The 19,370-nt window shown below is 72.3% G+C and carries 21 protein-coding genes; 14 read left to right on the top strand and 7 right to left on the bottom strand.

All coding sequences use genetic code 11. The features are described from left to right. Positions 1-103: 103 nt before the first annotated feature. Positions 104-523, bottom strand: coding sequence for a TOBE domain-containing protein (locus tag ACTT8P_RS22505; RefSeq protein ID WP_442833500.1), 420 nt, complete (start codon positions 521-523; stop codon positions 104-106). A gap of 265 nt (positions 524-788) precedes the next feature. Between ACTT8P_RS22505 and ACTT8P_RS22510 the strand changes: the two genes are divergently transcribed. The 3 genes from ACTT8P_RS22510 to ACTT8P_RS22520 all read left to right on the top strand — a co-directional run bounded on the left by ACTT8P_RS22510 (position 789) and on the right by ACTT8P_RS22520 (position 3,922). Continuing rightward, positions 789-2,081 carry an extracellular solute-binding protein gene (locus ACTT8P_RS22510; protein WP_442833501.1) on the top strand — a complete coding sequence of 431 codons (1,293 nt, stop codon included), beginning with the start codon at positions 789-791 and terminating at the stop codon, positions 2,079-2,081. Positions 2,082-2,087: 6 nt separating this feature from the next. After that, the gene (locus ACTT8P_RS22515; protein ID WP_442833502.1) at positions 2,088-3,086 is read left to right on the top strand and encodes a carbohydrate ABC transporter permease; all 999 of its coding nucleotides are present in this window, start codon (positions 2,088-2,090) and stop codon (positions 3,084-3,086) included. Positions 3,087-3,157: 71 nt separating this feature from the next. After that, positions 3,158-3,922 carry a carbohydrate ABC transporter permease gene (locus tag ACTT8P_RS22520; protein WP_442833543.1) on the top strand — a complete coding sequence of 255 codons (765 nt, stop codon included), beginning with the start codon at positions 3,158-3,160 and terminating at the stop codon, positions 3,920-3,922. Between the two features lie 12 nt (positions 3,923-3,934). On the opposite strand, the gene ACTT8P_RS22525 is transcribed toward ACTT8P_RS22520, so the two are convergent. Both ACTT8P_RS22525 and ACTT8P_RS22530 read right to left on the bottom strand, forming a co-directional pair. Further along, entirely contained in the window at positions 3,935-4,141 is a 207-nt protein-coding gene (locus ACTT8P_RS22525; protein WP_361167322.1) for a DUF5999 family protein, read from the bottom strand. Positions 4,142-4,520: 379 nt separating this feature from the next. Then, positions 4,521-5,105 (bottom strand): hypothetical protein, encoded by a 585-nt coding sequence (locus ACTT8P_RS22530; protein WP_442833503.1) that lies wholly within the window; start codon positions 5,103-5,105, stop codon positions 4,521-4,523. Positions 5,106-5,680: 575 nt separating this feature from the next. Between ACTT8P_RS22530 and ACTT8P_RS22535 the strand changes: the two genes are divergently transcribed. Beyond that, a complete protein-coding gene (locus tag ACTT8P_RS22535; RefSeq protein ID WP_442833504.1) occupies positions 5,681-7,180 on the top strand; it encodes a glutamate--cysteine ligase in 1,500 nt (499 codons plus the stop codon). 126 nt (positions 7,181-7,306) lie between these two features. Next, a complete protein-coding gene (locus tag ACTT8P_RS22540; protein ID WP_442833505.1) occupies positions 7,307-8,104 on the top strand; it encodes a CPBP family intramembrane glutamic endopeptidase in 798 nt (265 codons plus the stop codon). Between the two features lie 62 nt (positions 8,105-8,166). Here ACTT8P_RS22540 and ACTT8P_RS22545 read toward each other — a convergent pair whose 3' ends face one another. Further along, on the bottom strand, positions 8,167-8,982 hold the full coding sequence (locus ACTT8P_RS22545) for a PhzF family phenazine biosynthesis protein (RefSeq protein WP_442833506.1): 816 nt from the start codon (positions 8,980-8,982) through the stop codon (positions 8,167-8,169). A 152-nt stretch (positions 8,983-9,134) separates the two neighbouring features. Between ACTT8P_RS22545 and ACTT8P_RS22550 the strand changes: the two genes are divergently transcribed. The 4 genes from ACTT8P_RS22550 (at position 9,135) to ACTT8P_RS22565 (ending at position 12,982) form a co-directional block, all read left to right on the top strand. Then, positions 9,135-9,779 carry a PadR family transcriptional regulator gene (locus ACTT8P_RS22550; protein ID WP_442833507.1) on the top strand — a complete coding sequence of 215 codons (645 nt, stop codon included), beginning with the start codon at positions 9,135-9,137 and terminating at the stop codon, positions 9,777-9,779. Positions 9,780-9,967: 188 nt separating this feature from the next. Further along, on the top strand, positions 9,968-10,510 hold the full coding sequence (locus tag ACTT8P_RS22555; protein ID WP_442833544.1) for a Clp protease N-terminal domain-containing protein: 543 nt from the start codon (positions 9,968-9,970) through the stop codon (positions 10,508-10,510). Between the two features lie 213 nt (positions 10,511-10,723). Continuing rightward, complete coding sequence (locus tag ACTT8P_RS22560) at positions 10,724-11,722, top strand: EamA family transporter (RefSeq protein WP_442833508.1); 999 nt, start codon at positions 10,724-10,726, stop codon at positions 11,720-11,722. Between the two features lie 195 nt (positions 11,723-11,917). Continuing rightward, positions 11,918-12,982: a DMT family transporter gene (locus ACTT8P_RS22565; protein WP_442833509.1), complete on the top strand. Its 1,065-nt coding sequence runs from the start codon at positions 11,918-11,920 to the stop codon at positions 12,980-12,982. Here the strand turns inward: ACTT8P_RS22565 and ACTT8P_RS22570 are convergent. Then, on the bottom strand, positions 12,904-13,596 hold the full coding sequence (locus tag ACTT8P_RS22570) for a pyridoxamine 5'-phosphate oxidase family protein (protein WP_442833510.1): 693 nt from the start codon (positions 13,594-13,596) through the stop codon (positions 12,904-12,906). The two genes, ACTT8P_RS22565 and ACTT8P_RS22570, sit on opposite strands and share 79 nt — an antisense overlap. Positions 13,597-13,631: 35 nt before the next feature. Here ACTT8P_RS22570 and ACTT8P_RS22575 point away from each other — a divergent pair, with 35 nt between their 5' ends. Then, entirely contained in the window at positions 13,632-14,963 is a 1,332-nt protein-coding gene (locus ACTT8P_RS22575) for an aminotransferase class I/II-fold pyridoxal phosphate-dependent enzyme (protein WP_442833511.1), read from the top strand. Positions 14,964-15,080: 117 nt separating this feature from the next. Here ACTT8P_RS22575 and ACTT8P_RS22580 read toward each other — a convergent pair whose 3' ends face one another. Continuing rightward, the gene (locus tag ACTT8P_RS22580) at positions 15,081-15,548 is read right to left on the bottom strand and encodes a pyridoxamine 5'-phosphate oxidase family protein (protein ID WP_442833512.1); all 468 of its coding nucleotides are present in this window, start codon (positions 15,546-15,548) and stop codon (positions 15,081-15,083) included. A gap of 36 nt (positions 15,549-15,584) precedes the next feature. Beyond that, positions 15,585-16,088 carry a Rieske (2Fe-2S) protein gene (locus tag ACTT8P_RS22585; protein WP_442833513.1) on the bottom strand — a complete coding sequence of 168 codons (504 nt, stop codon included), beginning with the start codon at positions 16,086-16,088 and terminating at the stop codon, positions 15,585-15,587. Between the two features lie 188 nt (positions 16,089-16,276). Here ACTT8P_RS22585 and ACTT8P_RS22590 point away from each other — a divergent pair, with 188 nt between their 5' ends. The 4 genes from ACTT8P_RS22590 (at position 16,277) to ACTT8P_RS22605 (ending at position 19,211) form a co-directional block, all read left to right on the top strand. Continuing rightward, on the top strand, positions 16,277-17,050 hold the full coding sequence (locus ACTT8P_RS22590; protein ID WP_442833514.1) for a HipA family kinase: 774 nt from the start codon (positions 16,277-16,279) through the stop codon (positions 17,048-17,050). Continuing rightward, positions 17,047-17,496 carry a DUF3037 domain-containing protein gene (locus ACTT8P_RS22595; protein WP_442833515.1) on the top strand — a complete coding sequence of 150 codons (450 nt, stop codon included), beginning with the start codon at positions 17,047-17,049 and terminating at the stop codon, positions 17,494-17,496. Before ACTT8P_RS22590 ends, ACTT8P_RS22595 begins: the two co-directional genes overlap by 4 nt. 172 nt (positions 17,497-17,668) lie before the next feature. Beyond that, complete coding sequence (fabG, locus tag ACTT8P_RS22600; protein ID WP_442833516.1) at positions 17,669-18,430, top strand: 3-oxoacyl-ACP reductase FabG; 762 nt, start codon at positions 17,669-17,671, stop codon at positions 18,428-18,430. A gap of 13 nt (positions 18,431-18,443) precedes the next feature. Then, positions 18,444-19,211, top strand: coding sequence for an SDR family oxidoreductase (locus ACTT8P_RS22605; RefSeq protein ID WP_442833517.1), 768 nt, complete (start codon positions 18,444-18,446; stop codon positions 19,209-19,211). The last annotated feature ends 159 nt before the right edge of the window (positions 19,212-19,370 follow it).

The raw sequence follows: 19,370 nt of genomic DNA on the forward strand, positions 1-19,370 counted from the left end.
CGGCCTTCACCACCCACAACCAGGCGATGAAGGCCGACGTCACGCACAGGGACCGGACCATTTACCAACAGTGTCCGACCGGCGGGGCCCCTTCTCGTCGTCGTCACGCGCCGGCGAGGGCCACCTCGGTGGACTTGACCAGCGCGACGACGGGCAGGCCGGGGGCCAGGGCCAGGTCGTCGGCGGCGTCCCGGGTGATGGCGGCGGTCAGTTCGGCGCCCTCGACGGAGATCTTCACGGCGGCCATCGCGTCGCCGGCGGTGAGCGCGGTGACCGTACCGGGCAGCCGGTTGCGCAGGGACAGGCCCGCGACGGAGGCGGTGGCCAGGGACACCTCCGTCGACTTCACCAGGGCCCGGACGGCCGAGCCCGGGGCGAGCGCGAGGTCGTCGACGGCCTCCCGGGTGATCGCCGCGGTGAGGTCCTGGCCGCCGGCCAGACGGATCCGGACCGTCGCCATCGCCTCGCCGGGGGTGACGGCGGTGACGGTGCCGGGGAGCTGGTTGCGGATGCTCAGGCGCATGGGTGCCTCGCTGGGGTCGGACGGGTGGAGGGCAAGCCCACGGTAGTCCGATATGCCCGTTAAGTGGGCTGATTCGTGGCGTTGCGTCGCGTAAAAGGTTCGCGGATTAATCCGAATGTTTCGAGACGCCGAGGCGGCTGGGCTTCCATGACCAAAGATTCGTGGTGCACAGGGGGTTGCCACCGTTTGTGCGCTGTCTCTAGGGTGCGGCAACAGCGCAGCTTTCTGGATTTTCTCCGAAACTTTCGTACCCAAGGAGCGCATCATGGGCGACCCGGCACTGTCCCGCCGCGGCTTCCTGGCGGCCTCGGCCGCGGCCGGTCTGGGCATGACGGCACTGAGCGGCTGCGGCGGTGACTCGGACGAAGGGTCGTCCGGGACCACCACCATCGAGTGGTGGAACATCTCCACCACCCAGCCGACCAAGGACGTCTGGGCGGCCCTCGCCAAGAAGTTCGAGGCGCGGAACCCCCAGGTGAAGATAAAGATCGTCCAGCTGGAGAACGACGCCTACAAGTCGAAGATGACGGCGCTGATCGCCTCCGGCAAGCTCCCGGACATCTTCCACACCTGGGGCGGCGGCGTCCTCAAGCAGCAGGTCGACGCGGGCCTCGTCGAGGACCTCACCGACCGCACCAAGGAGTGGGCCGACGGCATGCTCCCGGTCGCCAAGGAGCCGTACCTGATCGACGACAAGCTCTACGGCATCCCGTTCGACAGCGGCATGGTCGGCTTCTGGTACAACAAGGCGCTCTTCAAGAAGGCCGGTATCAGCGCACCGCCCACCACCTGGAGCGGTTTCCTGACCGCCGTACGCGCGTTGCAGTCGGAGAACATCGCGCCGCTCGCCCTGGCCGGCAAGGAGAAGTGGCCCGGCATGTACTACTGGGCCTACCTGGCGATGCGGGTCGGCGGCGCGGCGGCCGTGCAGCAGGCCGCCGACGACAAGGACTTCACCGGGGACGCGTTCGTGCGGGCCGGGCAGCTCCTGAAGGAACTGGCCGATCTCCAGCCGTTCCAGAAGGGCTTCCTCGGCGCCGCGTACTCCGCGCCGAACGGGCAGGCCGCCGCCGTCGGCAACGGCAAGGCCGCGATGGAGCTGATGGGCCAGTGGGCGCCGGTGGTGCAGGCCGACTCGGGCAAGGGGCTCGGGGACGACCTCGGCTTCTTCCCGTTCCCGGCGGTCGAGGGCGGCAAGGGCGCCCTCACCGAGGTGTTCGGCGGCGCCAACGGACACGCCCTGCGACGCGACGCCCCGCAGGCCGCCGTCGACTTCCTGAAGTTCTTCGCCTCCGAGGCCACCGACCGGGAACTGGTCACCAAGACCGGTGTGCTGCCGGTGGTCCCGGCCGCCGAGAGCGCCTTGAGCGACGTCAACCTGAAGGCCGTACAGAAGCAGCTGAAGGCGGCCACCGGCTTCCAGCTCTATCTCGACCAGGCGTACGCGCCCGCCGTCGGCCAGGAGGTCAACGACAGTGTCGCCGCGCTCGTCGCCGGCTCCAAGTCGCCCGAGCAGGTCACCGAGTCGATCACCAAGGTCGCGAAGGAAGAGCAGTAACCGCCGATGACCTCCACGTTTCTGCCGGACCAGCGGACCGGCCCCGGTGACGGCCCGCCGCCTCCGCCGGCCGCCGCGGCCCGGGGGCGGTCCCGGCGCCGGATCACCCACTGGCTCACCGCGGTCGGCTTCCAAGTGCCCGCCCTGGTGCTGTTCCTCGTCCTGGTCGTGCTGCCGATCCTGTTCGCGCTGTACGCCGCCTTCTTCCGGTGGGGCGGCTTCGGCATGCCCTCGGACTACATCGGCACCGAGAACTTCACCCGGCTCTTCGACGACCCGGTCTTCCTCGGCGACCTGTGGCGCTGCCTGGTCCTGGTGGTGCTGTCGCTGCTGCTGCAACTGCCGTTCGCGCTGGCCATGGCGGTCCTGCTGAACCAGCGGATCCGCGGCCGGGCGCTCTACCGGATGCTGTTCTTCGCGCCGTACGTGCTCTCCGAGGCGATCACCGGGGTGCTGTTCGGCATGATCTTCGCGCCGGACGACGGGCTCGCCGACCGGGCGCTGGGCGGCGTCGGTCTGGACGGGCTGGGCGGCGAGTGGTTCGCCGATCCGTCGATGGTGATGGCGACCCTCTTCCTCGTCATGACCTGGAAGTACTTCGGCTTCCACATGATGCTCTACCTCGCCGGACTCCAGTCCATCCCGAAGGAGTTGACGGAGGCCGCGCTCATCGACGGCGCGAACGCCTGGCAGCGCTTTCGCAGTGTCACCCTGCCGCTGCTGGCGCCCACCCTGCGGATCAGCGTGTTCCTGTCCGTCATCGGCGCCATCCAGCTGTTCGACCTGGTGTGGGTGGTCACCCAGGGCGGTCCCGACCACCACTCCGAGACCATGGCCGTCACCCTGTTCCAGTTCGGGTTCAAGCGCTACCAGGTCGGCTACGCCAGCGCCATCAGCGTCGTCATGTTCGGCATCAGCCTCGTCTTCGCCCTCGCCTACCAGCGGTTCGTGCTGCGGCGCGACCTCCAGGGGGCCACCACGACCATGAGGGGAGACGGCAAGTGAGCACCACGTCCCGCAAGTCCCGCGGGCGGAACCTGCCGCTGCACATCGTCCTGACCGTCGTCGGCGCCGTCATGGCCGTACCGCTGCTGTACGCCGTGCTGTCCGGGTTCAAGTCCAGCGATCAGCTCTCCGACCATCCGGTGGGGCTGCCCAGTCCGTGGCAGGTCTCCAACTACACCGGCATCCTCGGCTCGGGCTCCTTCTGGCGGCTGGTCGGCAACAGCACGCTGATCGCGGTGGCGACCACCGTGATCGTGGTCGCGGTCTCCGCGCTCGCCGCGTTCTCCTTCGCGCGGTTCGCGTTCCGCGGCCGGGAGGCGCTGTTCACGCTGTTCACGATGGGGCTGATGTTCCCCTTCGCGGTGGCGGCGCTGCCGCTGTTCCTGCTGCTGCGCTCGATGGGGCTGCTGGACAACCCACTGGGTGTGATCCTCCCGCAGGCCGCCTTCGGGCTGCCGATGACCATCATCATCCTGCGCGGCTTCTTCCGGGAGATCCCCGGTGAGCTGGAGGAGGCGGCCACCCTGGACGGCTGCGGGCCGTTCGGTTTCTTCTGGCGGGTGCTGCTGCCGATGGCACGGCCGGCCCTCGGCACGGTGTCGGTGCTGGCCGTGGTGACCAGCTGGAACAACTTCTTCCTGCCGCTGCTGGTGTTCACCGACTCGACCTGGTGGACCATCCCGATCGGGGTCCAGCAGTTCCAGGGCCAGTACTCCGCCGACACCGCCCGGGTCTTCGCCTACCTGGTGCTGGCGATGGTGCCGGCCCTCGCCTTCTACTCGGTGGCCGAGCGGCAGTTGGTCGGCGGGCTCGCGGCCGGTGCCACGAAGGGCTGACTCCGGTGCCGGTCAGGCGGCCGTCATCACCTGGCCGGCGCCGAGCGGGCGGTGCGGGGCGATGATCCGGCCGTCCGGCAGGAGCTCACCGGTGTCCTCGAAGAAGAGGACGCCGTTGCACAGCAGGCTCCAGCCCTGCTCCGGGTGGTGCGCCACGAGACGGGCGGATTCCCGGTCGGCGGAGTGGGCTGACGGACACGGTGGCTGGTGCTGGCACATGGCAGGGTTCTCTCGCTCCGGAGTGAGGTGGATGGGGTGGGTGCTGTTCAGGTGTGCTGTCGGCGCTGTCCCGCGGTGTGAAACGTGGTTCATGGCCGTCCCCCGTTGGCTATGTCGGTCCGGACCCAGTGTTGCCCCATGGGCGTCGATCCGCAGGTATTTCGCGGCACCGCCTCTCACAGGTTGAGGACGCGTCACCCGCCCGGACGGTTCAGTCCAACTCCGCTGTCCTTTCGGACGGTTCGCGGGGGTCCGAAGAGGCTGGTCCGGTTGGGTAACGAACCCCTGCGAAACGGGATGAGCGAATCGCTGCTCCTATGAGCGCACGCGACCCCGCCGCCTTTCTCGGCGGCGGGGTCGCGTGCGGGCGTGCGGGAAATCAGGCGGGGGAGCGGAGCAGCGGGGTCGGGGTGGCGCGGTGGGTCAGGACCGGGAGCAGGTCCGCGACCCGGTGCGGCCGGTGCGCCGCGATGCCGGGCGGGGCCGGGGCCAGCGGCACCAGCAGGTCGGCGGCGTCCGGGTGGCCGGCGGCGGCGTCGGCCGTGCGGTCGCCGTGCAGCCACAGGGCGAGCATGTACAGGCCGGGCACCGACAGCAGCCGGGGCTGGAACGGCTGCGGCATCGCCTCGGCGTGGCGCAGCGCGCGCTGGGTCGAGGTGACGTAAGGGCCTTCGAAGAACCGGGAGAAGGCCCAGCCGTCCGGGGTCAGCATGGTGTCCGCGGCGGCCACCACGCGGTCCCCGCTGCGGATGAGGAAGCGCCACCCGGCGAGCCGGACGGCCGGTACTCCCTCGGGCGTGACGTGGTCCAGGACGTGCAGGGGCAGCGGCAGTTCGGGGGTGACCGGGCCCCGGGCGCCGAGCAGTGACGGGGTGCGGGCCTCGGTGACCGCGGTGGGCGAGGAGAGTGCGGTGAGGACGGTGCGCAGGGCGGGCGCGGGAGCCGGGGGGACATGCAGCGGCATGGTGGGTCGCCTCTCAATCACAGGCACGGTGGCGCGAGGGCGGGGCAGGGCGGCGTGGGGCCGGGCGGACGACGCTGTCAGCTCACAGAGGCAGAGAGGCGAGGCCGGGTCCGAGAGCCGGATGCGGGGGTGAGGGCTGCCGTACGTCGCCTCGGCAGCATCTCTCGACCGTAGGCGCCAGCTCTCTGCCGTGTCCGCGAAGTTTATACGACACGTGTTCAGACTGTGTTTCGGCTAGCGGTTTCCGGCAAGACGAACAAGAGCGCATTCGGTCGGCGATATGCGGAGGATATCCTGATTTCGAAGGGGGTGGACGCCGATGACCTCGGAAAATAGCCGAGAAGCGGTCGGCCTATTCTCGTCGGGCTTTTCCACGAGTTGCCCGGGGTTTGCTCGGGGCCGAAACCGTGTGCGCGCCATGCCCAGTGAATGTGCCCCCGGTCACATCGCTCCAGCGTAGCGGCTCGCGGGTCGGCGCGGGGACGTTATCGATCGCTCGGGCGGGGCATCATCCATCCTGACCGGCACCCACCGGCGGCCGGAGGTCGGCCCGCTATCCGAGGAGGACGCTTCCTATGGGGGAGAAGGTCGCGGCAGGCCAGGTGGACCTGTCCGATCGCCAGCGCTACCGCGACAAGCTCCGCCGTTGTCTGACGGGCCTGGAGCGGCTCCTGGCGGAGCGGCGGTTCGACCGTCCGAAGAACCTGATGGGGCTGGAGATCGAACTGAATCTCGTCGGTGCCGACGGGATGCCGAAAATGCTGAACGGGCAGGTCCTCGAACGCATCGCGAGCCGGGACTTCCAAACAGAACTCGCCATGTTCAACCTGGAAGTCAACATAGCCCCACATCGGCTGGAGGGCCGGGTATTCGATCGGCTCGCCGAGGAAATCCGGACCTCCTTGGCATATGCCGACCGAAAGGCCGGGGAGCTGGACGCCGGAATCGCGATGATCGGCATTCTGCCCACCCTCGACCGGGACGACCTGGTCTCCTCCAACCTCTCCGACGTGGACCGCTACGCCCTGCTCAACGACCAGATCGTGGCCGCCCGCGGTGAGGACTTCCACCTGGAGATCGACGGCGTCGAACGCCTCAGCTGCACCTCGAAGTCCATCGCCCCCGAGGCCGCCTGCACCTCGGTGCAACTGCACCTCCAGGTCACCCCCGAGCGGTTCGCCGGGGTGTGGAACGCCGCGCAGGCGGTCACCGCCGCGCAGATCGCCGTCGGCGCCAACGCGCCCTTCCTGTTCGGCCGCGAGCTGTGGCGCGAGTCCCGCCCGCCGCTGTTCCAGCAGTCCACCGACACCCGCCCGCCCGAGCTCCAGGCCCAGGGGGTACGGCCGCGCACCTGGTTCGGGGAGCGGTGGGTGACCTCGGCGTACGATCTGTTCGAGGAGAACCTGCGCTACTACCCGGCCCTGCTGCCGATCTGCGACGACGAGGACCCCCTCGACGTCCTGGACGCGGGCGGCGCGCCGTCGCTGGCCGAACTGGTCCTGCACAACGGCACCGTCTACCGCTGGAACCGTCCCGTCTACGGCGTCGCCGACGGCGTACCGCACCTGCGGGTGGAGAACCGTGTACTGCCCGCCGGCCCCACCGTCACCGATGTCATCGCCAACACGGCGTTCTACTACGGTGTCGTCCGCGCCCTCGCCGACGAACCGCGGCCGGTGTGGACCCGGCTGCCGTTCGAGGCCGCCGCCGCCAACTTCGACGCCGCCTGCCGGTACGGCATCGACGCCCGCTTCACCTGGCCCCGGCGCGGCCGGCTCGGCGGCACCACCGAGGTCGACGCCGCCGCCCTGGTCCGCGACGAGCTGCTGCCGCTGGCCGAGGCGGGACTCGAGGCGTGGGGCATCGAACCCGCCGACCGGGACTTCTACCTCGGTGTGATCGACGAGCGGTGCCGGCGCCGGGTCAACGGCGCCAGCTGGCAGGCGGCCACCTTCCACCGGGCACTGGAGGCGGGCATGAGCCGGGAGGCGGCGCTGGCCGCGACGACCCGGCGGTACGTCGAGCTGATGCACAAGGGGGACCCGGTCCACCTGTGGCCGGTGGGCCGGCCGTAGCCGCGCACACCGGTTCGCCGTTCCTCCGCCCCGCGCGGATGACTGGCTCATCCGTTCACCCGCCCCCGCCGACGTCCGCCGCATACTGATCGGGCAAGCTGTGACGTCCGGTGGAGGCAGGTGTGCATGGCGGAGGCGGGCCCGGTGGTCGATTCCATCCCTCAGAAAGGGCTCTCGCGACGGGGGCTGCGCGACGAGACGCTGCTCGTCCTGGCCCTCTCGCTGGGCGCCAGCGGGGTCTCCGCCCTGATCAGCTTCATCGGCTCGGTCACCCGGCCGGGCGGACTGAAGGACCAGGCGGCCACCCTCAACGCCTCGGCCGCGCCCGGCCGCCCGTGGCTGGACCTCGCCTGGCAGCTCTTCGGCATCGCCACCGCGCTGGTGCCGGTCGCCCTCGTCGCCCATCTGCTGCTGCGTGAGGGACGGAGCCTGCGGGTGCTGGGCTTCGACCGCACCCGGCCGGGGCCCGACCTGCTGCGCGGGGCGGTGATCGCGGCCGTCATCGGTAGCAGCGGCATCGCCTTCTACCTGGCCGCCCGGGGCCTCGGCTTCAACCTCACGGTGGTGCCCGAGGCGCTGCCCGAGGTGTGGTGGAAGTACCCGGTGCTGATCCTCTCCGCCGTGCAGAACTCGGTCCTGGAGGAGGTCATCGTCGTCGGTTACCTGCTGCGCCGGCTCGACCAGCTGGGCTGGACGCCGCGGGCGTCGCTGGTGGCCAGCTCCGTGCTGCGCGGCTCGTACCACCTGTACCAGGGCATCGGCGGCTTCGTCGGCAACATGGTGATGGGCGTGGTGTTCGCGTATCTCTACCGGCGGTGGGGCCGGGTGGGCCCGCTGGTGGTGGCGCACTCGCTGCTCGACATCGGCGCCTTCGTGGGCTACGCGCTGCTGGCCGGGAAGGTGAGCTGGCTGCCGACGGCGTGACGGTGTGACGGTGGGCAGGGGAGCGGGGGTGCGGGAGGGTGTCCCGCACCCCCGCTCCGGTGTCACCAGGCCAGCAGCTCGCCCTCGATCACCGTCACCGCGCGTCCGGTCAGCAGGGTGCGCTCGCCGCGCGGTTCGACCCGGACCAGGCCGGAGCGCGGTGACGCCTGGAGCCCGGTGAGGGCGGGGCGGCCCAGGCGTTCGCACCAGTAGGGGGCGAGCGCCGTGTGGGCGCTGCCGGTGACCGGGTCCTCGTCGATGCCGACGTTCGGGAAGAAGCAGCGGGAGACGAAGTCGTAGCCGCGCGCCGGGTTGTCGGCGCGGGCGGTGGCGATGACGCCCCGCTCGGAGTGGGCGGCCAGCGCCTTGTGGTCCGGCGCCAGCTCGCGGACGGTCTTCTCGTCGGCGACCTCGACCAGCAGGTCACCGACGTTCGGGCCGGTGTCGAGGACCGCGCGGGGTTCGGTGCCGAGGGCCGCGGCGAGCTTTGCGGGGGCCGCGACCGGGGTCAGCGGCGCGGTCGGGAAGTCCAGGGTGATCGAGCCGTCGGCGGCGTCGGGGGTGGCCACGAGGACGCCGCTGCGGGTGGCGAACCGGACCGGTCCCTCGTGGGCGCCGGTGGTGTGCAGGACGTGGGCGGTGGCGAGGGTGGCGTGGCCGCACAGGGCGACCTCGGTGGCCGGCGTGAACCAGCGCAGCGCCCAGTCGGCCGCGCCGCCCTCGGGCAGGCGGTGGGCGAAGGCCGTCTCGGCGTGGTTGACCTCCAGGGCGACCTTCTGGAGCAGGTCGTCGTCCGGGAAGGCGTCCAGCAGCAGGACCCCGGCGGGGTTGCCCGCGAAGGGCCGGTCGGTGAAGGCGTCGACGATTCGGATGCGCATGCCCTGACGCTAAGGGGCCCGGGGAGGCGCGGGCCAAGGCCAATTCGCGACGACTGGACCGGGGGCTGCCTGAACCGGGGGTTGCCAAGCGAACTGTTCCGATATATCGTTGACGCATCGCGACAGATCAACGATGGAATGGAGTGATTGCGATGCGTACCCACGGATACGAGCGTGGACACGGTGGACGGGGCCAGGACGGCCCCTTCGGGCGCGGCGGCTTCGAAGGGCGCCGCGCGGCCTTCGGCCCCTTCGGGCCGGGTGGTCCCGGCGGCCCCGGTGGTGGTCCCGGACCCTTCGGGCCGGGCTTCGGTCCCGGGCCCTGGGGCGGCCGGGGACGGGGCGGTCCGCGGGGCAGGGCCCGGCGCGGCGACGTACGCGCGTCGATCCTGGCCCTGCTCAAGGACCGGCCGATGCACGGCTACGAGATGATCCAGGAGATCGCCGAGCGCAGCGGCGGGGCGTGGAAGCCCAGCCCCGGCTCGGTGTACCCCACCCTCCAACTACTGGAGGACGAGGGCCTGATCGCCAGTGAGAGCGAGGGCGGCAAGAAGCTGTTCGCCCTCACCGAGTCCGGCCGCACCGCCGCCGATGAGGGCCCCGAGGCTCCCTGGGAAGAGGCGTCGCGCGGGGTCGACTGGGAGGCGCTGAACGACATCCGGCAGGCCGGTTTCGGCCTGATGGAAGCGTTCGGCCAGGTCTGGAAGACCGGCAGCAAGGAGCAGCGGGAGAAGGCGCTCGCCGTCATCAACGAGTCCCGCAAGAAGCTGTACCGGATCCTCGCCGACGAGGACTGACGGCCGGCCGCGGCCGGAGAAGACGCCCCGTGGAGCGATCCGCGGGGCGTCTTCGCGTGCGGGCACCCTGCGGCGTGATCTCATCCGTGAGGAGGAGATTGCGGCCGTCGGCGTCCACTCTGCGTGGGACGCCGAAATGCTCCCCTCCGGGGATGACCCGGTCCTATGAGGATTGATGGGGTGGGGTGGTGCAACCCCGTATCTCCCGGCAGTCGGCCGGTGAGCAAGACGCCCGGCGGCCGGACGGCGCCGACCACGACGACCGGCTCAGCCCCGAACTGGCGTCGGTGGTCTCCGGCGCGCGCCGCAGGGCGGTCCGGGACGGGGACCGGCAGATCGACACCGCCCATCTGCTGCACTCGCTCCTGGAGTCCGACCCCGAGGTGCGCGCCGTGCTCGGCGACGGCCCGCAGCTGGCCCGGCTGCTCGGCTATCTGGTGCAGCGCAGTATCGGTTACGGCCTGCGCTGGCAGGGCACCGTCGAGGACTCCGGTGCCGTGCCCGCGGTAGCGGAGATCGCGGGCCTCTCTCCCTCGGCCGCCTCCGCGATCGACCGGGCGGGTGGGCGTGCGGTGCGGCGGGGAGCCGTCCTGGCCGGCGGGGTGGATCTCCTGGCCGCGCTCGTCACGGATCCGGGGGCGCGGGCTGTCGAGGTGCTGGGGCGGGCGGGTGTCGATGCGGAGGCGGTGCTGGCCCGGGTGGGCGACGGACAGGTGGAGCCGAGGTCTTGATCCCGGCCCGGGTTCGGTCGAGGCCCGGTTGGTGGCCGGTGGCCGGTGGCCGGTGGCCGGTGGCCGGTGGCGGGTGGCCAGTCGGTCGGTGGTCCGTGGTCCGTGGTCCGTGGTTGGTTTTCGGTGTCCGGCCGGTGGTCGGTGTTTGATTTGCGGTGGCGAGACAGGTGTGAACGGGGTGACGGTCATGTCTTCGCCTGTCATCATGGGCCGGTGCAGACGACTGACAGCGCGCGTGGCCGCGGGGGAAAGAGTGCCGCGCTCGGCATCGCGCTCGGGTCCGCCCTCGCCTTCGGCGGCTCCGGGGTCGCGGCCAAGCCGCTGATCGAGGCGGGCCTCGACCCGCTGCACGTGGTGTGGCTGCGGGTGGCCGGCGCCGCCCTGGTGATGCTGCCGCTCGCCGTGCGGCACCGCGCGCTGGTGCGCCGCCGGCCCGGTCTGCTCGCCGGGTACGGGTTGTTCGCCGTGGCCGGTGTCCAGGCCTGCTACTTCGCGGCGCTCTCCCGGATCCCCGTCGGCGTGGCCCTGCTGGTCGAGTACCTGGCACCGGCCCTCGTGCTCGGCTGGGTGCGGTTCGTGCAGCGGCGGCCGGTGACCCGGGCCGCCGCGCTCGGGGTGGTCCTCGCGGTCGGCGGCCTCGCCTGTGTGGTGGAGGTCTGGGCGGGGCTGGGCTTCGACGCCCTCGGTCTGCTGCTCGCGCTCGGTGCCGCCTGCTGTCAGGTCGGCTACTTCGTCCTGTCCGACCGGGGCAGCGACGCCGGCGACGACACCCCCGACCCGCTCGGTGTGATCGCCTACGGGCTGCTCGTCGGGGCGGCCGTGCTCACCGTCGTCGCCCGTCCCTGGGACATGGAGTGGCGGGTGCTCGCGCACACCGTGCCGGTCGACGGCACGCCGGTCGCCGCCGTGCTGCTGCTGGCCTGGATCGTGCTGGTCGCCACGGTACTGGCGTACGTCACCGGCATCGTCGCCGTACGCCGGCTGTCGCCGCAGGTCGCGGGGGTCGTGGCCTGTCTGGAGGCGGTGATCGCGACCGTACTGGCCTGGGTGCTGCTCGGCGAGCACCTGTCCGCGCCGCAGCTCGCCGGGGGCGCGGTGGTCCTGGTGGGGGCCTTCATCGCCCAGGCGTCGACACCCGTCTCGGGGGCCGCCGAGCCGGTGGCGTCCGGTGGTCCGGAAAGGGAGTTGTCCCGCCGGGGACCGGCCGCCTAGCCTGCCGGTCATGCATGCGGACGCCCTCGTTCTCCCGCCCCCGGCCGTCTGAGGCGGGCCCACCGATGAGTCGCCCGGCGCGTTGCCGCCGGGCCGGACGGTGCTGCCCGCGGCCGAGGTCCGTGGGGCCCTGACGGTTCGATCCGGGGTCCCTGCCGAACTTCCGCGCTGATCGCGCGACTGCGGAGAACTCTCGTGTCCCCTGTGGTTTCCGGCCTGCCCGTCGGGCGTGGCCTCCTCTTCCTGATCGTCGCCGGTGTCGCCTGGGGCACCGCTGGTGCCGCCGCCGCACTGGTCTACCGGGCCAGCGACCTCGGCCCCGTCGCCCTGTCCTTCTGGCGCTGCGCGGCCGGCCTGGTGCTGCTGCTCGCCGCCCGGCTGCCGCGCCGCCGGACCCGGAAGACCCGGAAGACGGCGGCCGGGCCGCTCCGGCGCAGGGCGGCGCGGGCCGTCGCCACCGGCGTCGCCCTCGCCGTGTTCCAGACCGCCTACTTCGCCGCGGTGCGGTCCACCGGACTGGCCGTGGCGACCGTCGTCGCCCTCGGCGCCGGCCCCGTACTGATCGCGCTCGGCGCCCGGTTCACCCTCGGGGAGCGTCTCGGCCGGGGCGGTGCCGCCGCGGTCGCCGGGGCGTCGGCCGGGCTCGGTGTACTGGTCCTGGGCGGGGGCGGCGCGGCCGTACGCCCGTGGGGTGTGGTCCTGGCGCTGCTGTCCGCGGCCGGGTACTCGCTGATGACCCTGCTGACCCGCCGGTGGGGCCGGGACGGCGGGGCGGACGCCGCCGGTACGTCGGTCGGCGCGTTCGCCGTCACCAGTCTGTGCCTGCTGCCGTTCGCGGCGGCCGAGGGGCTGGTGCCGCACACCGCGGAACCGCTCCGGCTGCTGGCGCTGCTGACCTACGTCGCGGCCGTGCCCACCGCCCTCGCCTACGGCCTGTACTTCGCGGGCGCGGCCGTGGTCCGGTCCGCCACCGTGTCCGTGATCATGTTGCTCGAGCCGGTCGCCGCGGCCCTGCTGGCCGTCACGCTGCTCGGCGAGCGCCTCACGCCGGCCACCGTGGCCGTCACGCTGCTCGGCGAGCGCCTCACGCCGGCCACCCTGGCCGGCACGCTGCTGCTGCTCGGCTCGGTCACCGGCCTCACGGTCGCGGAGGCGGGGCAGGCGCGAAGGGCGCGGGCGGGTCAGGGGCGCGGCGCCGAGAGGTACTCCGGGACCGGGGTGCCGGGGGCCAGGCCGGGGTCGGCGACCGGGGCGCCGTAACCCTGGCGCAGCGGGAGGAGTCCGGCCCAGTGGGGGAGGCCGAGGTCCTCGGGTTCGTCGTTCACGCCGCCGGTGCGGGCCTTGGCGGAGACCTCGCGCAGGTCGAGGCGGATGACGGCGGTGGCCGCCAGCTCCTTCTTGTTCGCGGGCCGGGAGTCGCCGGAGCGGCCCGGTACGACGTGGTCGACCAGGGCGTCGAGGGCGGTGCGCTTCTCCTCCGGGTCCGTGACGTCGTACGCCGTGCCGTGCACCACCACCGACCGGTAGTTGATCGAGTGGTGGAAGGCGGAGCGGGCCAGTACCAGCGCGTCCACGTGCGTGACCGTCAGGCACACCGGCAGCCCCGGGTCCGCCTGTCCCGTCATGCGCAGCGGGCGGGAGCCCGTCGAGCCGTGCAGGTAGAGCCGCTCGCCGACCCGGCCGTACAGCGTCGGCAGCACCACCGGGGCGCCGTCCCGGACGAAGCCGAGGTGGCAGACGTACCCCTCGTCGAGTATCGAGTGCACCAGTTCCCGGTCGTAGCAGGCGCGGTCCGCGGCGCGGGTGGGGACGGTGCGGTCGGTCGGTGGATAGGTGGCGGCGGGCTGCGGCGTCGTCCCCGTGGTCCCCTGCATGGCGCTCTCCATTGCACTAGTGCATAATCGGCTTTGTGCTAGAAGGTTATCCGATCAGTGGGCGGCGTGCAGCCGACATTTCCGCGAGCGTCGAGCGCGCGGTGGCCGCGGGAGAACTGGAGCCGGGCCAACCACTGCCGCCGATGCGGGAGTTGGCCGAGCGGCTCGGGGTGAACCCGAACACCGTGGCCGCCGCGTACCGCGTCCTGCGCGAGCGCGGGGTCATCGAGACGGCCGGGCGCCGGGGCAGCCGGGTGCGGGCGACGCCGGCCACCACCGGGCGGGAGTTCATCCGGGCGGAGGTGCCGGCGGGGGTGCGGGACGTGTCCGACGGCAATCCGGACCCGGCGCTGCTGCCCGCCCTCGGCCCGGCGTTCGCCGCGGCGGCCGGAGACAACGACCGGGAGCCGGTGCTGTACGGGCACGCGCCGGCCGAACCGGAGCTGGTCCGCCTGGCCCGGGCCGAACTGGACGCCGACGGGGTCCCGGACGGCCCGGTGGCCGTCACGTCCGGTTCGCTGGACGCGATGGAACGGGTGCTGGCCGCGCACCTGAAACCCGGTGACGCCGTCGCCGTCGAGGACCCCGGCTGGGGCGGCCTGCTCGACCTCGTCCCGGCGCTCGGGCTGCGCGCGGTACCGGTCGGCGTCGACGACGAGGGGCCGCTGCCCGGCGACGTGCGCGACGCGCTGACGGCGGGGGCCCGCGCGCTGGTCGTCACCGACCGGGCGCAGAACCCGACCGGCGCGGCGCTCAGCGCTTCCCGCGCGCGGGTCCTGCGCTCGGTGCTGCGCGATCACCCGGAGACGCTGCTGATCGAGGACGACCACGGGCACCGGATCGTCGACCTGCCCCTGTGCCCGCTGGCCGGCACGACGCACCACTGGGCGTTCGTCCGCTCGGCCGCCAAGGCGTACGGGCCCGATCTGCGGCTCGCCGTCCTCACCGGGGACGCGGTGACGCTGGACCGGGTGCGTGGGCGGCAGCGGCTCGGACCCGGCTGGGTCAGCCGGATCACCCAGCGGGCCGTGGCCCGGCTGTGGGCGGAGGGTGCGGTGGATGCGGCGGCGGTGGCGGCGGCGTACGGGCGGCGGCGGGACGCGCTGCTCGACGCGCTGGCCCGGCGGGGGGTCGCGGCGCACGGCCGCAGCGGTCTGAACGTGTGGATTCCGGTGCCGGACGAGACGGGCGTGGTCGCGCGGCTGCTGGGCGCGGGGTGGGCGGTGGCGCCGGGGGCGCGGTTCCGGGTGAGTGCGTCGCCGGGGGTGCGGGTCACTGTTTCCACGCTGGGGGAGGGGGAGGTGGGGGTGTTGGCGGACGCGGTGGCGGGGGCGTTGGGGGGTGGGCCGGTGCGGAGTTATGTCTAGGGAGGGGGCGTGGGGGCTGGGTGGGTTTCGGGTGCGGGTGGTTTGGGCGGGGTGCGCGGTTCCTCGCGCCCCTGTAGGTGCGGGGGGTTTGAGGCAAGTGCGCGGTTCCTCGCGCCCCTAGTGTGGGGGCAGTTTGCGGAAATCCCAGGAGACCGTTTTCTCCGGGGTGAGGCGGAGCCAGGCGTGGCGGCCGTCGTGCGGCAGTTCGTCGATGCCGAAGTGTTTGCGGGCGAACAGCGTCTCGGGCAGGTCGAGTTCGGCGCACAGCTCACCCGTGCGGGGCGCCTCGCCCACGAACGCGACGCTGCCCGACAACTCCACGCCGCGCAGCTCGTCGTACTCCTCCCCGGCGTCGACCACGACCGCCACCCGCGGATCGCGGCGCAGCTCGGCCCAGCGCCTGCTGCGCACCACCGAGTACAGCCACAGCGAGCCGCCGTCCCACACGAACCACAACGTGCTGACATGGGGCGCGCCGTTGGCCGAGACCGTGGCGACCCGGCAGGTGCGCTGGGTGGTCAGGAACGCGTCCAGCTCACCCGGCGTCATCATGATCCGGCGGCCCCGGCGCTGTGTCACGGTCATGCGGCTCCCTCGTCCTGAGCGGTCCCGGCCCGGCGGTCACACCAGGGAGATCGACTCCCCGTCGACGGCGATCTCCACGGCGGGCAGCGGCTCACGTGCCGGACCGCTCTGCACACTGCCGTCCGCGATGGAGAAGTTGCTGTTGTGGCAGGGGCAGTTGATGACGCCGTCGGCGACATTCTTCACGGCACACCCCTGGTGCGTACAGGTCGCCGAGAACGCCTTGAACTCACCGGCCGAGGGCTGGGTCACGACCACCTTCCGGTCGGCGAAGACCACACCGCCGCCCTCCGGGATGTCGGCGGCCGTGGCCAGGGCCTGCGCGGGGGCCGCCTCCTGCGTACCGCCGCCGGACGAGGCGGAGGACGTCGGGCCGGTCTCCTCCGGCGCGGCGGCGGAACCGGAACCCGAATCGGCGCCGGAGTCGGCGTCGGAGTCCGAGCAGGCGGTCAGGGCGACGGCGAGACCGGCCGCGCCGGCCGCCGCGACGACGGTGCGCCGGGCCGGTCCTGCTGAGGATTGGAGCGATGCGCGGGTCATACTGACGTTCCCTTCCGGGGGACGGTGCGTGATCTGCCGTGGGGTACGGCCGCGGGACACGTGCTGTTCAGACCGTTCCGAGATGCTGGGATGCTGGCGGTCGCGGGGTCGGACGGGCGTAAGGCAGAGCTGTCGTCGCGCTGTCGGGCGGTCCCGGCGGGCCGCTGGGGCGCCGGTAACCTGGGGCGATGCTCAAGGAAGTCATCGCGACCCGTTACATCACGCCGCTGCGTGAGGGCGGTTCGCTGCCGGGACTCGTCGAGGCCGACGACTTCGGGACGTACGTCATGAAGTTCCGCGCGGCGGGCCAGGGCCGCAAGACGCTCGTCGCCGAGGTGGTCTGCGGCGAACTGGCCCGCCGGCTCGGCTTCAGGATGCCCCGGCTGGTGACCGTCGGTCTCGACCCGGTGCTCGGGCTCGGCGAACCCGACCCGCAGGTGCAGGAACTGCTCCGCTCCAGCGGCGGCGCCAACCTCGGCATGGAGTTCCTCTCCGGCGCCCTCGGCTTCGACCCGCTCGCCTTCGAAGTGAGCGCCGCGGAGGCCGGGCGGATCGTGTGGTTCGACGCGCTGGTCAACAACGTCGACCGGTCCTGGCGCAACCCCAACCTGCTGCGCCACCGGGGCGAGCTGTGGCTCATCGACCACGGCGCCACCATGATCTGGCACCACAACTGGCCCGGCGCCGAAGCCTCCGCCGCCCGCCCCTACGACGCCTCCGACCATGCCCTGGCCGGCTTCGCGCCGGACGTCCGCGCCGCCGCCGCGCAGCTCGCGCCCCAGGTCACCGAGGAACTCCTCGCCGAGGTCACCGCCGAGATCCCGGACGTCTGGCTGGACGGCGAGCCCGGCTTCGGCACCCCGGACGAACTGCGCCGGGCCTACGCGCGGCCACTGCTCGCGCGGGCGACCGTCGTGCACGAGCGGATCACCGGAATCACCGGATGCGAGGGGGGCAAGTGAGCGAGCGGCACATCCACATGGCAGGCAGTGTCGTCGAGCGGCACATCATCCGGGGCGGCGAGACCAACGAACGAGACGTCTACGAGTACGTCCTGCTGCGCGTCGTCCCGCGCGTCGAGCGCGGCGAGTGCGTCAACGCCGGGGTGCTGCTGTACTGCCGGGCCAAGGCGTTCGTCGCCGCGCGCACCCATCTGGACGAGGCGCGGCTGCGTGCCCTCGATCCGGGGGCGGACGTCGACGGAGTGCGCGCCGCGCTGCGCGCCGTGGAGGCGGTGTGCGCCGGTGGCGCCGCGGCCGGGCAGGCGGCCGGCGACGACCCCGGCCGCCGCTTCCGCTGGCTGATCGCGCCCCGTTCCACCGTGGTCCAGCCCGGTCCGGTGCACACCGGGCTCACCACCGACCCGGCGGCCGAGATCGAACGGCTGCTTGAGGTGCTGGTGCGCTGAGCGGACCCCTCCGGGCCGGGCGGGGCGGGGGTGATGGATCACACCCTGCCGGTGTCCCGTTGACACCGCGTGCCAGGGCTTCTAGCGTCACGTCTGCCGAAGGTACTAAGCGGTCGCTCACCGCACGAGGGCGGGCCACCGCAGCCGCATCCCCAGGACGAGGAGAAGCAGCATGTCCACCACTGAGCAGCGGGTCGCCGTAGTCACCGGTGCCGCGCGCGGCATCGGTGCCGCCACCGCCGTACGACTGGCCGCCGAAGGGCACGCCGTCGCTGTGATCGACCTCGACGAGGCCGCCTGCAAGGACACCGTGGAGCAGATCACCGCGGCCGGCGGCAAGGCCCTCGCGGTCGGCTGCGACGTCTCCGACGAGGCCCAGGTCGAGGCGGCCGTCGCCCGGATCGCCGAGGAGCTCGGCGCGCCGGTGATCCTCGTCAACAACGCGGGTGTGCTGCGCGACAACCTGCTGTTCAAGATGAGCGTCTCCGACTGGGACACGGTCATGAACGTGCATCTGCGCGGCGCCTTCCTGATGTCCCGCGCCTGCCAGAAGCACATGGTGGACGCCAAGTACGGCCGGATCGTCAACCTGTCCTCCTCCTCCGCGCTCGGCAACCGCGGCCAGGTCAACTACTCCGCCGCCAAGGCCGGTATGCAGGGCTTCACCAAGACCCTCGCCAAGGAGCTGGGCAAGTTCGGCGTCACCGCCAACGCCGTCGCCCCCGGCTTCATCGCCACCGACATGACGGCCGCCACCGCCGAGCGGGTCGGCATGGGCTTCGAGGACTTCAAGGCCGCCGCCGCCACCCAGATCCCGGTGCAGCGCGTCGGCTACCCCGAGGACATCGCGAACGCCGTCGCCTTCTTCACCGGCGAGGCGGCCGGCTTCGTCTCCGGCCAGGTGCTGTACGTGGCCGGCGGACCGCTCGACTAGGGGATACGCGCACATGACATCCGTGGAACTCCCGGAACTCTCCGGCAAGGTCGCCCTCGTCACCGGCGCCAGCCGCGGCATCGGCTACGGCATCGCCGAGGCGCTGGTCGCGCGCGGCGACCGGGTCTGCATCACCGGCCGGGGCGAGGACGCCCTGAAGGAGGCCGTCGACCGGCTCGGCGCCGACCGGGTGATCGGCGTGGCCGGCAAGGCGCACGACGAGGCCCACCAGGCCGTCGCCGTCGAGCGCGTGATGGAGACCTTCGGCCGGGTCGACTACCTGGTCAACAACGCCGGTACCAACCCGGTGTTCGGGCCGATCGCCGACCTCGACCTGAACGTGGCGCGCAAGGTCTACGAGACCAACGTGATCTCGGCGCTCGGCTTCGCGCAGCGCACCTGGCACGCCTGGCAGAAGGAGAACGGCGGCGCGATCGTCAACATCGCCTCGGTGGCGGGCCTCGCGCCCTCGCCCTTCATCGCCGCGTACGGCGTCAGCAAGGCCGCGCTGATCAACCTGACCGGGCAGCTCGCCCACGAGTTCGCGCCCAAGGTGCGGGTCAACGCGATCGCCCCGGCCGTGGTGAAGACCAAGTTCGCCGCCGCCCTGTACGAGGGCCGCGAGGCGGAGGCCGCCGCGGGCTATCCGCTGGGCCGCCTCGGCGTGCCCTCCGACGTCGGCGGCGCCGCCGCCTTCCTCACCTCGGAGCAGTCCGCCTGGGTCACCGGCCAGACGCTGGTGCTCGACGGCGGCGTCTTCCTCAACGCCGGCGTGAGCTGAGGTTCCGGGGCCGACGGACACCCCGCCGGCCCCGGAATAATCCCCTCCGGGACATGACAACGTAGTCACCCGCCGAAATGATCAAAACCCCTGTTCAAACAGGGTTCGGTGGAGCCGCTGCTGCGATATGGTCGCCCGAGTTTCAGCACGTCTGAACGG

This window comes from Streptomyces sp. JW3, assembly GCF_052216785.1.
Classification (GTDB): Bacteria; Actinomycetota; Actinomycetes; order Streptomycetales; family Streptomycetaceae; genus Streptomyces.

Bases quoted from the DNA above. Each gene is read 5' to 3' on its own strand.
- ACTT8P_RS22505 (WP_442833500.1), bottom strand. From the start codon at position 523: ATGCGCCTGAGCATCCGCAACCAGCTCCCCGGCACCGTCACCGCCGTC.
- ACTT8P_RS22510 (WP_442833501.1), top strand. From the start codon at position 789: ATGGGCGACCCGGCACTGTCCCGCCGCGGCTTCCTGGCGGCCTCGGCC.
- ACTT8P_RS22515 (WP_442833502.1), top strand. From the start codon at position 2,088: ATGACCTCCACGTTTCTGCCGGACCAGCGGACCGGCCCCGGTGACGGC.
- ACTT8P_RS22520 (WP_442833543.1), top strand. From the start codon at position 3,158: ATGGCCGTACCGCTGCTGTACGCCGTGCTGTCCGGGTTCAAGTCCAGC.
- ACTT8P_RS22525 (WP_361167322.1), bottom strand. From the start codon at position 4,141: ATGTGCCAGCACCAGCCACCGTGTCCGTCAGCCCACTCCGCCGACCGG.
- ACTT8P_RS22530 (WP_442833503.1), bottom strand. From the start codon at position 5,105: ATGCCGCTGCATGTCCCCCCGGCTCCCGCGCCCGCCCTGCGCACCGTC.
- ACTT8P_RS22535 (WP_442833504.1), top strand. From the start codon at position 5,681: ATGGGGGAGAAGGTCGCGGCAGGCCAGGTGGACCTGTCCGATCGCCAG.
- ACTT8P_RS22540 (WP_442833505.1), top strand. From the start codon at position 7,307: ATGGCGGAGGCGGGCCCGGTGGTCGATTCCATCCCTCAGAAAGGGCTC.
- ACTT8P_RS22545 (WP_442833506.1), bottom strand. From the start codon at position 8,982: ATGCGCATCCGAATCGTCGACGCCTTCACCGACCGGCCCTTCGCGGGC.
- ACTT8P_RS22550 (WP_442833507.1), top strand. From the start codon at position 9,135: ATGCGTACCCACGGATACGAGCGTGGACACGGTGGACGGGGCCAGGAC.
- ACTT8P_RS22570 (WP_442833510.1), bottom strand. From the start codon at position 13,596: ATGCAGGGGACCACGGGGACGACGCCGCAGCCCGCCGCCACCTATCCA.
- ACTT8P_RS22580 (WP_442833512.1), bottom strand. From the start codon at position 15,548: ATGACCGTGACACAGCGCCGGGGCCGCCGGATCATGATGACGCCGGGT.
- ACTT8P_RS22585 (WP_442833513.1), bottom strand. From the start codon at position 16,088: ATGACCCGCGCATCGCTCCAATCCTCAGCAGGACCGGCCCGGCGCACC.
- ACTT8P_RS22590 (WP_442833514.1), top strand. From the start codon at position 16,277: ATGCTCAAGGAAGTCATCGCGACCCGTTACATCACGCCGCTGCGTGAG.
- fabG (WP_442833516.1), top strand. From the start codon at position 17,669: ATGTCCACCACTGAGCAGCGGGTCGCCGTAGTCACCGGTGCCGCGCGC.
- ACTT8P_RS22605 (WP_442833517.1), top strand. From the start codon at position 18,444: ATGACATCCGTGGAACTCCCGGAACTCTCCGGCAAGGTCGCCCTCGTC.